General features: G+C 68.9%; 11 protein-coding genes and 4 tRNA genes. 3 read left to right on the forward strand and 12 right to left on the reverse strand.

Annotation, left to right across the window (positions count from 1 at the left end; all coding sequences use genetic code 11):
- From nusG to ABZ749_RS18610, 10 genes are all read right to left on the reverse strand, one after another.
- A partial coding sequence (gene nusG, locus ABZ749_RS18565; protein ID WP_357229310.1) for a transcription termination/antitermination protein NusG occupies window positions 1-755 on the reverse strand: 755 nt, incomplete at its 3' end.
- 38 nt (window positions 756-793) lie between these two features.
- Window positions 794-1,183: a preprotein translocase subunit SecE gene (gene secE, locus ABZ749_RS18570; RefSeq protein ID WP_091403530.1), complete on the reverse strand. Its 390-nt coding sequence runs from the start codon at window positions 1,181-1,183 to the stop codon at window positions 794-796.
- Between the two features lie 213 nt (window positions 1,184-1,396).
- Window positions 1,397-1,469 (reverse strand) — tRNA-Trp (locus tag ABZ749_RS18575).
- Between the two features lie 129 nt (window positions 1,470-1,598).
- The gene (locus ABZ749_RS18580) at window positions 1,599-1,991 is read right to left on the reverse strand and encodes a MaoC family dehydratase (protein ID WP_357200927.1); all 393 of its coding nucleotides are present in this window, start codon (window positions 1,989-1,991) and stop codon (window positions 1,599-1,601) included.
- A 1-nt stretch (window position 1,992) separates the two neighbouring features.
- Window positions 1,993-2,439 (reverse strand): MaoC family dehydratase N-terminal domain-containing protein, encoded by a 447-nt coding sequence (locus ABZ749_RS18585; RefSeq protein WP_238667525.1) that lies wholly within the window; start codon window positions 2,437-2,439, stop codon window positions 1,993-1,995.
- A gap of 126 nt (window positions 2,440-2,565) precedes the next feature.
- Window positions 2,566-2,733: a 50S ribosomal protein L33 gene (gene rpmG / locus ABZ749_RS18590; RefSeq protein WP_007073056.1), complete on the reverse strand. Its 168-nt coding sequence runs from the start codon at window positions 2,731-2,733 to the stop codon at window positions 2,566-2,568.
- A 132-nt stretch (window positions 2,734-2,865) separates the two neighbouring features.
- Window positions 2,866-2,938: transfer RNA gene (locus ABZ749_RS18595), tRNA-Met, on the reverse strand.
- A 24-nt stretch (window positions 2,939-2,962) separates the two neighbouring features.
- Window positions 2,963-3,035, reverse strand: a tRNA-Thr gene (locus ABZ749_RS18600).
- 93 nt (window positions 3,036-3,128) lie between these two features.
- On the reverse strand, window positions 3,129-5,654 hold the full coding sequence (locus ABZ749_RS18605; protein WP_357229312.1) for a bifunctional diguanylate cyclase/phosphodiesterase: 2,526 nt from the start codon (window positions 5,652-5,654) through the stop codon (window positions 3,129-3,131).
- A 40-nt stretch (window positions 5,655-5,694) separates the two neighbouring features.
- Window positions 5,695-5,862 (reverse strand): hypothetical protein, encoded by a 168-nt coding sequence (locus tag ABZ749_RS18610; RefSeq protein WP_357229314.1) that lies wholly within the window; start codon window positions 5,860-5,862, stop codon window positions 5,695-5,697.
- Window positions 5,863-6,734: 872 nt separating this feature from the next.
- On the opposite strand from ABZ749_RS18610, the gene ABZ749_RS18615 reads away from it, so the two are divergent.
- Together ABZ749_RS18615 and ABZ749_RS18620 are read left to right on the forward strand one after the other, a co-directional pair.
- Complete coding sequence (locus ABZ749_RS18615; RefSeq protein WP_357229317.1) at window positions 6,735-7,667, forward strand: hypothetical protein; 933 nt, start codon at window positions 6,735-6,737, stop codon at window positions 7,665-7,667.
- Window positions 7,668-7,913: 246 nt separating this feature from the next.
- On the forward strand, window positions 7,914-8,390 hold the full coding sequence (locus ABZ749_RS18620; protein WP_357229320.1) for a hypothetical protein: 477 nt from the start codon (window positions 7,914-7,916) through the stop codon (window positions 8,388-8,390).
- Between the two features lie 407 nt (window positions 8,391-8,797).
- Here ABZ749_RS18620 and ABZ749_RS18625 read toward each other — a convergent pair.
- Window positions 8,798-8,881: transfer RNA gene (locus ABZ749_RS18625), tRNA-Tyr, on the reverse strand.
- A 147-nt stretch (window positions 8,882-9,028) separates the two neighbouring features.
- Between ABZ749_RS18625 and ABZ749_RS18630 the strand changes: the two genes are divergently transcribed.
- Window positions 9,029-9,523, forward strand: coding sequence for a YajQ family cyclic di-GMP-binding protein (locus ABZ749_RS18630; protein ID WP_091402478.1), 495 nt, complete (start codon window positions 9,029-9,031; stop codon window positions 9,521-9,523).
- A 202-nt stretch (window positions 9,524-9,725) separates the two neighbouring features.
- On the opposite strand, the gene ABZ749_RS18635 is transcribed toward ABZ749_RS18630, so the two are convergent.
- A complete protein-coding gene (locus tag ABZ749_RS18635; RefSeq protein WP_357229323.1) occupies window positions 9,726-10,934 on the reverse strand; it encodes an MFS transporter in 1,209 nt (402 codons plus the stop codon).
- Window positions 10,935-11,051 lie beyond the last annotated feature (117 nt).

An 11,051-nucleotide genomic window follows, 5' to 3' on the forward strand; every position in this document is an offset into this window, starting at 1 on the left:
GCTGGCCGAGGATCTGCGCCTCGCCCACCACCATCGAGTCCAGACCGGTGGTTGAAGTTGAGCTCCACCGGAGTCTCACGACCGAAGATCGACACCAGCACCTTGAGCTTCTGCTGGTCGGCGTTGATCTCGCTGATCGTGGCCGGCAGCGACGCGAACGCGCCGTCGGTGACGGTGACGGAATCGCCCACCTCGAAGTCGAGGACCTTGATCTCCGGCTTCGACTTCTTCTGCTCGGTCTCGACAGCCGGCGCCAGCCACTTCAGCACCTCGTCGAGCGAGAGCGGAGCGGGCCGGTCGGCCCGGTCGGTCGCGCCGACGAAGCCGGTCACACCCGGGGTGTTCCGGACGCAGGAGTACGACTCGGCGGTCAGCTCCATCCGGACCAGGATGTAACCCGGGAAGACCTTGGCCTGGATCTGCGAACGCTTACCGTTCTTGACCTCGACCTCTTCCCGGGTCGGCACCTCGACCTGGTAGATGAAGTCCTCCATGTCGAGGCTCGTGATCCGGGTCTCGAGGTTGGTCTTGACCTTGTTCTCGTAGCCGGCGTACGAGTGCACCACGTACCAGTCACCCGGCGCGTAGCGAAGCTTCTGCCTCAGCTCCGCGACGGGGTCGTAGTCCTCGTCCGGTGCGGGCTCGGTCGTAGGGAACTCCGGCTCGCTGGCGGCCTCGACCGACTCGTCACCAGCCGCCGTCGCGACCGTGGACTGCTCGTCCACCGGTCCGGCGGTCTCGTCGTACTCAGGCACGCTCGCTCACTTCCGTCACTATGGCTGGAGGCAGCCGGTCAGTCCGAGTTGCCAAAGACAAACAACACGACCTTGGCGAAGCCGAAGTCCAGCACACCCACGATCGTCAGCATCACCGCGACGAACGCCACCACCACGGCGGTGTAGGTCAGCAACTCCTTGCGGGTCGGCCAGATGACCTTACGCAGTTCAGCTACGACCTCGCGGAAGAACCGGGCGATGCGGCCGAAGACGCCCACCCGACCCGTTTCCGACCGCGTGGTCGGCCGGCTGTCCGCCGACTCCGCCCGGGCACGGGACCGCGTGGCGGTGCCTCCCCGGGAAACCGGCTCGTCCGCGCCGGAGGCGTCGTCGTCGGCCACGTCGTCGACGACCTCGTCGTCCAGACGATCGTCGCCGTCGTCGTCGCGCCGCTTGTTGTCGGCCACTTCGCCCTCCGTCGCGGAATCTGGGGTCGTACGCCGAGTGGCGCACGCGGCGCTGGTCACGCCGGCCGGACCCAACCGTCCCGCGACGGGCCGCGGCCGGTGGATCACCCGGAGGGCCCCGATTGCCTCGGAGCCACCCCGCCGATGCCACCACCACGGGCCGGACGCCGCCAGGTGGCGGCGCGACCCACGGGAACGGTCAGGCCTGAGGCGCAGGGGTGACAGGACTTGAACCTGCAGCCTGCGGTTTTGGAGACCGCTGCTCTGCCAATTGAGCTACACCCCTATGTGGCAACACTCGCCCCACGCGGCCACAGACGACCGAGCAGGGGTCACTTGCCCCACGGCGGACCAGTGTACGGGTAGCCGCCCGACTTTCCCAACCGGTCTCTCCGCCACGCGTGGCGGGCTCGGTTCAGCCTGCCGTCCGGATGGTTGCCCGCGCCTGCGACAGCACCTTCTCACCCAGGCAGGTGGCGGTCACCTCGAGCCGGGTGAGACCGTCCTCGGTCACCTCGCGGACCCGCGCCGTCACCTCGATCTCGGTCCCCTGGTCGTCGTCGGGGACCACCACGGGCCGGGTGAAACGCACGCCGTACTCGACCACCGCGTCCGGGGACCCAGCCCACTCGGTGACCGCCCGCCCGACCAGGGCCATGGTGAACATGCCGTGGGCGATCACCCCGGGCAGACCCACAGTGGTGGCGACCCGGTCGCTCCAGTGGATCGGGTTGAAGTCGCCCGAGGCGCCGGCGTAGCGGACCAGGTCCGCGCGGGTCACCTGAAACGTCTGTGCTGGCAACTCCATCTCACGCCTCCCCGCGAATGACATACCTGGCCCAGACCGCCACCACCGGCTCCCCGCCGACGGTGCTCACGTCGGTGCGCGTGGTCAGGAAGCCGTGCCCACCCCTGGTGCTGACGTCCTCGATGGTGTTGGTGCAGACCAGCTCGTCGCCGGCGACCACCGGCCGGGTGTACGCGAACCGCTGGTCACCGTGCACCAGGCGGCTGTAGTCGACACCCAGGGCCGGGTCCTCGATGATCTGGCTGCTCGCGGCCATCGTCACGATCACCGGGAAGGTCGGCGGGGCCACCACGTCGGCGTGGCCCAGCGCCCGCGCGGCCTCCGGGTCGTGGTGGGCCGGGTCGGTGGCGCCGATGGCGCTGGCGAACTCGCGGATCTTTTCTCGGCCCACCTGGTAGGGGGCGGTCGGCGGATACGTCCGGCCGACGAAGGAAGGGTCCAGAGGCATGCCGCGAACCTACACGGAAAGCCCAATCGCCGACCTGATCGGTAGACGGCGGCGGAGCCGCACCAAACCGGTCAGATCGGCGATTGGAAAGCTTCGACAACGGCCGGCCCTGAGGCCGGCCAGCAGTCAGCGGGTCTCGCGGTGGACCGTGTGCCGACCGTCGCGCGGGCAGAACTTCTTCAGCTCGATGCGGTCGGGGTCGTTGCGCCGGTTCTTGCGCGTGATGTAGTTGCGCTCCTTGCACTCCACACACGCCAAAGTGATCTTCGGCCGGACATCGGTAGCCTTCGCCACGGCGGAGTGCCTTCCTCGCTAACGGAAACAACTACGACGCGCCAGCCTAGACGCTGACAGCGCGGACATGCAAAGTGGGCGCCGGAAGCGCCCATTCTTACGACCACCGGCAACGAGCCCGGAAGACGAGAGTAGCGGTGGCCGGACTTGAACCGGCGACACAGCGATTATGAGCCGCTTGCTCTACCATCTGAGCTACACCGCTGCGATGGGTCCAGCTGAACCCTCGAGCCCCCTTACGGAATCGAACCGTAGACCTTCTCCTTACCATGGAGACGCTCTGCCGACTGAGCTAAGGGGGCCTGCGCGATCTCCCCGTGGGGCGCGCAGGAGTAAGAGTACACGGCCCGGCTCGACAGGTGAAATCGGATCCCCGGTGATCGTCCGCGCCCTGCTCAGGGCACGACACGCAGGCGCGGAAGCTCTCCGTTCGAGGTCGTCTCCGGCTCGACCTGGGCGCCGAACCAGGCAGCCAACCGCTCGTACGGCAGTGGCCGGCTGAACAGGAAACCCTGCCCGATCTCGCAGCCGATGTCCTGGAGAAGCTCCAGGGTCAGCTCGCTCTCCACCCCCTCGGCCACCACCGTCAGGCCGAACTGCTGGGAGAGGGTGACGACCGCGTTGACGATCGCCAGGTCCCCCGGGTCGGTCGCCATGCCCTGCACGAAGGAGCGGTCCACCTTCACCTCGTGCACCGGCAGCCGGCGCAGGTGCGCCAGGGACGAGTCACCGGTGCCGAAGTCGTCCACCGACAGTCGTACGCCGAGATCCCGCAGCCGTTGCAGGGTGGGGATGGGCCGGTCCGTGCCGTCCAGCACCCCCGACTCGGTGATCTCCAGGGTGAGGCGCTGCGCCGGCACCTTGTACTCGGTCAATAACTCCTGGACCCGATCCGGGAAGTGTCGGTCGATGAGCGTACGGGCCGAGAGGTTGACCGCGATGGGCAGCGGCTGGTCGGCCAGCGCCCAGTCCCGGCTGCGCCGAAGGCCCTCCCGGAGCACCACCTCGGTGAGCCGGCTCAGCTGGCCGGTGTGCTCGGCCACCGCCACGAAGTCCTCGGGCGCGACAGTGCCGTGCGCCGGGTGCTCCCAGCGGGCCAGACACTCCACACCCACCAGGCGCCGGTCCCGCAGAGTCACCTTGGGCTGGAAGTAGACCTCCAGCTCGTCCTGGTCCAGTGCTCGGCGCAGATCGCCGGCCAGACCCAACCGGCGCAGTGAACGGGACTCCAGCGCGGGATTGAACAGCTGCACGCTACCCGGCACCGACTTGGCCGCGGTGGCGGCGAGGTCGACCCGAAGCAGCAGGGTCGCCGCGTCGCTGCCATGATCCGGGTGTACGGCCACCCCGACGGCGGTGTCCACGTCGAGGGTGAGCGCGTCGAAGACCATCTCGTCGCGGATCTGGTCGCGCAGTTGGGCAGCCAACTCGACCGCGGCCTCGGCGCTCTCCAGCCGCAGCGTCACCAGGAACTCGTCCCCACCGGCACGGCCAACCAGAGCCGACGACGGCGCGCTGGCCCGCAACCGATTGGCGACCTCGGTGAGGACCTTGTCCCCGGCCGCGTGCCCCAGCGACTCGTTGACCTGGCGCAGCCCGTCCACGTCGAAGAGCAGCAGCGCCACCACCTCGTCCGGCGCGCCGATCTTGACCGATTCGTCAAGAGCGCCGGTGATGCGCCGCCGGTTCGGCAGCCCGGTCAACGTGTCGTGGTACGCGTCGTGCCGCAGCCGGTCGACCAGTCGCGAATTCTCCAACGCGACGGCCGCGTGCGCCGCCACCGTCTCCAGCACGGGCACATCGGCCTTGGTGAAGTGGCCGACGTCGCTGAGGCGGTTGACCACCTCCAACGTGCCGATCACCACCTTCCCCGACCGCAGCGGCACGACGATGACGTCCTTCACCTGACGGCCGGCGATCGCGCGACGCAACTCCGCATCGCCGCCCAGCAGTCGCCCGAGGGTGACGTTGTGGCCCGCCTCGAAAGCCCGCTCACGAATCACCACCGGGGTGGGCGCCACGTCGAGCAGCCCCCGGTCGTCCAGCCGTGCGGTCAGCAGCACCTCCGGATGCCGGCGCTGCGCCGGAAGCCAGAGGGTCGCGTACTCGGCCTGCATGAGGGTGCGGATCCGATCGAGCAGCACGTCCGCGAGCGCCCCCTCGTGGCCGGCGCTGGTCATCGCCCGGGTCAACTCGTACATGTCGCCGAGGGTGCGGTGCTGACGAAGGAACCGGGAGTACGCGCGGTAGAGCATGACGCCGGCGACGGTGATGGCCACCAGGAGCAACGTCGACCACAGTGTCGTCACCAGCGCGATCAGGATGAGCAGCCCCACCGCCACGTTCAGCGCGGTGGTGAGGAAGACCTGCACGGCCATCGCCGTCGTGCCCCGCAGCCCCTGCCAGCCCTGCAACAGGCTGATCACGCCGACGACCGAGGCCAGGCTGATCAGCGTGTTCGCGCTGACCGCGAGAAACAGGACCCCCCAGGTGGCGGGCCCAACCCCGTCGAGCGGCGGCGCCGCCACCACGACCACGCCCGCCACCGACACGCCGGCGGCATCCCGGGCGACGTTGAACCAGAACTTGGGGGGCAGGTAGCGACGGTGAGCCTGAGTGACCACCGCGGCGATCGTCGCGATCAGGACCACGAGCACCGGTGAGAGCCAGTACAGCCCCAGCACCAACGGGATCTCGGTGAGGGTGACCACGACGGCCTGACGTCGGACGACGAAGCTCAGAGTCGGTACGCCGGCCACCACCATCACAAGCACGAGCAACCCCGCAACCAGAAGGTCGCGGGGTTTTACGGTTTCAGTAACGGCCAGGAATGTGGTGATGAGGATAGCGAGAGAAGCCAGGGGGCCGGTGATCAGCCAGGCACGTTCCGTTGAACGGCGGGGGACGTTGTTGCCCGGCACGCTCGTGTCCCCTCATCGGTGGCGCTGAAGCGCGCCGACATCAACGCTCGTTGACAACGGCTCCCGTGCCACTGCTGCTGACCGGAGCACCCCACTCAACCCCTGTCGCCTGCATCTCACTGCTGACGACAACGCCCCCGACAGCGGACACGACAAGACCCATCGCCACGATCAGACCGAGCAGCCGGCCACGCGTTAGACCAGACATCGGAAACTCCTACCACCAAGGGTGTCAGAAAACTGCGTTCCCCGATGGTGCCACAGCGGTGGCAGGGGGGAAAGTTCCACGACGGCCCCGGGCTGCGGACGGGGAATTACGAACCGGTCGGCCTGTCCACCCACCACGTCTGGCCAGATCGTCTTACCGTCCGACCGATCGCCGTCCCTCAAGAAACGACAAGCTCCGCTAACAACTCCTATGCGGCTTAGCACTCCTACCGGACCTCGACCTGCTGTACCGGCCAGTCGTACGAGGCTCGCCTTGCGGGCTGAACGCCCCGATCATGCGTGACTTTCCCGAAGCAGATTGTGACGCCTCATGCGGCAAACCGCAATCATCTATGCAACCCCAGCGCCGCCGCCACCCTGTGAACCGCCCTCGGCGACACCCACTCGCGGCGGGCAGGCCGGTCACGTCCGGCCCACGGCCGCTGAGGATGGCAGCGCAGGACGCGAAGTGCCCACCGCGGTCAGCCTCATTGACGTACGCAATTCCGGGGTAGGCAGCCTCGGCACTGCTCCGCGGAGCGGCCCAGATCTCGCCGGGGAACGTGGTGAAGCCGACCGGCACCGTGACCGGTGACGGAGTCTGACCGGCCGCCTGGGCCGCTGCTTGAAACCGCTCCTGCCCCCACTACCACCGGGCGGGCAGGATGCCGGTACCGGTCAGCCAGTACAGCGCCACGGTGTCGACAAGGGACTCGCGAGTGGGACCGCCCACCGGTGCGTCACCGAACAACGGTTCCACTAGTGGGCAGGACGGCGGGCAGTCGGCCATGTGACGGCACTCTGGCCGAGCGACGGGATCCGCCTAGCCTGTGCACAGGGTTCGCCCGGCAACGCTCCGAAGGGAGCCGTCCCATGCCATCCATCCTCGGCGCAGCTTTCCTCGCGGCCGCCTTGACGGCGGCACCAACCGTGTCCGCCGCAACTCCCGCCCCGGCACCCGGCTACCGCCTGGTGGAGCTCGGCTCCCTCGGCGGCGACAACAGCTTCGTCAGCGCCATGAACAACCGCGGCGACGTGGTTGGCCGCGCCCAAGCCACCGACGGCAGCTACCGCGGATTCCTCTGGCGCCACGGCCGGATGACCGATCTCGGTGCCTTCACCCCGACCGACGTCAACGACCGCGGGCAGGTCGTCGGCTACCCCGCCGACGGCTCCGGCGGGTACGTCTGGGACCACGGTGTGGTGCAGCCGCTGGGTCCGTCCGCCCTACCCCTGGCGATCAACAACCGCGGCCAGGTTGTCGGCCGCACCGACGAAGGCCCCGTTTTGTGGACGAACGGCCATGCCCGGTCCCTGCCTCTCACCGAGGTGTCCGACATCAACGAACACGGCCAGGTCTCAGGTGGGGTGTACCTGCCACCGGACGGCTTCCACGCCGTCCGATGGCACAGCGGCCGGGTCACCGACCTCGGCGCCGGCCCCTTCAACCGCAGCAACACCTACGCCCTCAACGACCGCGGCTGGGTGATCGGCTGGCAGTTCTCGGCTGACCAGTTCCCGCGCGGCATCCTCTGGCGGCACGGCCGAGCCCTGGACGTCGGCACTCTCGGCGGCAACACCACCGAACTGCGGGCGATCAACAACCGCGGCGAGATCCTGGCCACCTCCGCGGCCAGCGACGGAATCTCCCGCCCGGCGCTGTGGCGACGCGGCGTTCTGCACGACCTGAGCCTCGCCGGGATCAGCATGTACGGCGAGTTCGTCGGCCTCGATGACCGTGGCCGCATCGCCGCCTCGATCCGCACTGTCTCGGGTGTCAGAGCGGTCGTCTACCACCCGCGCTGACCGCTGGCTCGCCTTTTGACGTGGGGGGCCGTGCTGGCCGGCACGCCGAAAGCGCCAAGAGGCAGTCCTTGCGCCGCCGTCTTGGAGGATCATCGCCCGCAGGCTGCTCAGCGCAGGGCTTACGAAGGGCTCCCCCGCCCCGTCGCCCTGATGCTCGACACGCCCGCGCGTCCACCCGCACCAGCGCCTGAATGTGGGAGGCTTGTGGGCCGGAGGAGCAGAATGAGTCGGCGAAAGAAGCGCGCCGTGAGCCCTGAGGTTCAGGCGGCGTTCATCGCCGCTCGTGCAACCGAGGTCAGCGCCATGATCACAGCTAACGCCACCGTGGCCAGCGCAGGCATCAATGCCAGCGGATCCCGCAGCGCAGCAAAGATCGCTGGGCTATTCAGTATCGGAGCCGCCGGCTTGGCCGGGGCCGTCGCCTTGGCGTTGGGTTCCGCTACGCCACCATCCGACCGTCCCAGCCGGGCAGGGGACGCAGGCGTGCAGCACCACGGACCGGACAGCCGCAATATCCATGCCGAGCAGCTACTTGATCAGCGGGAGCGCGAAGCTGTCCTGGTTCAGCTTCAATTCAGGGAAGCGTTAGAGGCAGACTGCACTCTCTACGAGTCTCATGACAATCGGATGGCCTGCGTGAACCGAAAATCGGCAGCACGCAACATGGTTCGGGCCTACCAAACACAGCTAGCGGCCCTGCGGCGTCTCCTGGGAGTTGCGTAGGCGTCACCCACGCCCCGAAAATTGACGCTGGCCGGTCCGACTTCTTCGCCCTCTTCTTAGGCCGCTCGCGGTGGCCCTCGTCGGTGGACGCCCGTCTCGGCAGCTACCCGATACGACATCAGCTCGACCAAGGCGAACATGACGGCGCGATGCCCCAGGTGTCACCCGCAGTCAGCCAGCGCTCCCTGGTTGCGACGCCAGCGACGTATCGCGGCGGAGATGAGGGAGCGGCGGTGTCCCCACGGGATGCCGGGGCACGCTGCGGACAGCACTCGAGAACGATCCTTCGACCTGCCCACCATCCGCCCACAACCAGTCGTCACCGGCTGGACTGAGCCGGACTCGCCCAGATCAACGACAACGGCCCCCGATCAGCATCTCTGCTGGTCAGGGGCCGTGTCTGCACCTGGTGGCGGGTAGAGGATTCGAACCTCTGAAGCTTTCGCGACGGATTTACAGTCCGCTCCCATTGGCCGCTCGGGCAACCCGCCAGGGCACCCCACCGCGTCGTAACGCGGCGGCGGAAGCAAGGATAGCGGCTCCCCCCGGCACCTACGCAACCGGGTACGGTCAGGGGGTCGTGCCGCTGGTCGGCGGCCGACGGCAGGCCCAGACCGCCGGACAGCAGGAGCAGAATCATGGCAGCGAACCCGTCGTTCGACATCGTGAGCAAGGTTGACCGTCAGGAGGTCGACAACGCCCTTCGTCAGGCGGAGAAGGAGCTTGCGACGCGGTTCGACTTCCGCGGCACCGGCGCTGAGATCTCCTGGTCTGGCGAGGAGGCGATCGGCCTTCAGGCGGAGACCGAGGAGCGCGTCCGCGCCGCACTGGACGTGTTCAAGGAGAAGCTCGTCAAGCGGAACATCTCGCTGAAGTCGCTGGATGCTGGGGAGCCGCGCCCGTCGGGCAAGATCTTCAAGATCGACTGCAAGGTGATCCAGGGTATCGAGACGGACAAGGCCAAGGCCATCAGCAAGAAGATCCGCGAAGAGGGCCCCAAGGGCGTGCAGGCGCAGATTCAGGGCGACCAACTGCGGGTCACCGGCAAGAAGAGGGACGACCTCCAGGCGGTCATCTCGCTGCTCAAGGGCGAGGACTTCGGCGTCGCCCTCCAGTTCAACAACTACCGCTGACGGCTATCCACAGCGATCCGGTCCCCGGCCACAGGGCGTCCAGCTGAGATCGACTCGGCTTCCTGAAAGTCGGGGCGTCCGGGCGGATGGGACACCGCGACTTTCAGGAACCCGAGTCGATCAAGGGCAACCCGACCACGACGCGGGCCGACCAGGACGCGGGCCGATCAGGACGCGGGCCGACCAGCCTGACGACGGCAGGTCAGACGGGGACGGGGTGTTCGGCGCGTACCGCAGTGGTTTCCGCGCGGGCGATGGGCCCGGCGGGTAGTGCGGCGACCGCGGCCCCGACGGCGACCGCAGCCCCGGCGAACAGGAACGCCCAGCGGACGCCACCGGCGTGGTCGACGATCACGCCGGCCACCGAGCCGCCGGCGGCGCTCGACGCCACAGCGACGGTGACCACCCAGGTGTACGCCTCGTTCAACATCCCGGTCGGGGCGATCCGGCCGACCAGGGTGTTCTCCAGGGTCAGCGCGGGCGCGATGGCGGCCCCGCCGACAACCAGCGCGACACCCAGCGCGAGCGGGGTGGGCATCACCGCGAACACGGCGAAGGTGGCGGCCACCGCGGCGAGCAGCAGGGCGAACTGTCGGGTCATGTTCGGTGCCGGCTTGCGGACGCCGAACCAGATCCCACCGGTGGCGCTGCCGACCCCCCAGACGGCGAGCAGGACGCCGGCGAGGCTCTCCGGGTCGCCGGTGGCGTGGTCGCTCGCGAACGCCGGCACGATCACACCGGCGGCCCCGAAGGCGATGCCGAGGCCGGCGACGCAGATCAGCAGGGCCGGGAAGCCGGCGACCCGTAGCGGGCCGAGGCCGCGCGCGTGGTGTTCCTGCGGGTGCGGACGCCAGCCGCGCATGACCTGCCCGAGGGCCACGGTGGTCGTGCCGACCAGGGTGACCACTGCCGCACCGATCAGCGCGGCCGCCGCGTCGGCGACGAGGACGAAGCCGGCGACGAGCAGTGGGCCGAGGACGAAGACGATTTCGAACAGTGTGGTCTCGGCGGCCAGCGCGGTGTTGCGCAGGTGGTATCGGCCGGAGTTGGGGCCGGTCAGGTCGTTCCAGGCGCCTCGGATGGCGGCGCTGAGCGGCGGGTAGGTGGCACCGGCAACCCCTGCGGCGAGGTAGATGACGGGGAGCGCGTCGTCGCCGGAGCGGCTGGCCAGCAGCAGCCCGATGAGTGCCAGCGGGTGGGCCACGGCGGTGAGCAGCAGGACGGGGCTGGGGCCGACCCGGTCGGCGATCCGTCCGGCCACCGGGCTGAGCGCGGCGCCGGCGAGGGCGTAGATGCCGCCGGCGATGGCGGCCAGCGAGTAGCGCCCGGTCACCTGCTCGACGACCAGGAGCAGCGCCAGCGGGGTCATGCCGATTCCGAGCCGCCCGATGATGCCGAAGATCAGCAGCATGGGCGCGCCGGGGATCCGCCAGCCTGGACGCCGGAGAGGGGGATCGCGACGACGCGTACCTGGCCTCCCCAGTACTGCCGGGCCACGGCCCGGTAGTCACCGCGGTCGCCGAGGTCG

This window comes from Micromonospora sp. NPDC047753 (assembly GCF_040642735.1).
Lineage (GTDB): Bacteria > Actinomycetota > Actinomycetes > Mycobacteriales > Micromonosporaceae > Micromonospora.

Excerpts from the sequence above, each read along its gene's own strand:
- ABZ749_RS18580 (WP_357200927.1), bottom strand. The coding sequence starts at position 1,991 with ATGGAGTTGCCAGCACAGACGTTTCAGGTGACCCGCGCGGACCTGGTC.
- ABZ749_RS18585 (WP_238667525.1), bottom strand. The coding sequence starts at position 2,439 with ATGCCTCTGGACCCTTCCTTCGTCGGCCGGACGTATCCGCCGACCGCC.
- ABZ749_RS18610 (WP_357229314.1), bottom strand. The coding sequence starts at position 5,862 with ATGTCTGGTCTAACGCGTGGCCGGCTGCTCGGTCTGATCGTGGCGATG.
- ABZ749_RS18615 (WP_357229317.1), top strand. The coding sequence starts at position 6,735 with ATGCCATCCATCCTCGGCGCAGCTTTCCTCGCGGCCGCCTTGACGGCG.
- ABZ749_RS18630 (WP_091402478.1), top strand. The coding sequence starts at position 9,029 with ATGGCAGCGAACCCGTCGTTCGACATCGTGAGCAAGGTTGACCGTCAG.
- ABZ749_RS18635 (WP_357229323.1), bottom strand. The coding sequence starts at position 10,934 with ATGCTGCTGATCTTCGGCATCATCGGGCGGCTCGGAATCGGCATGACC.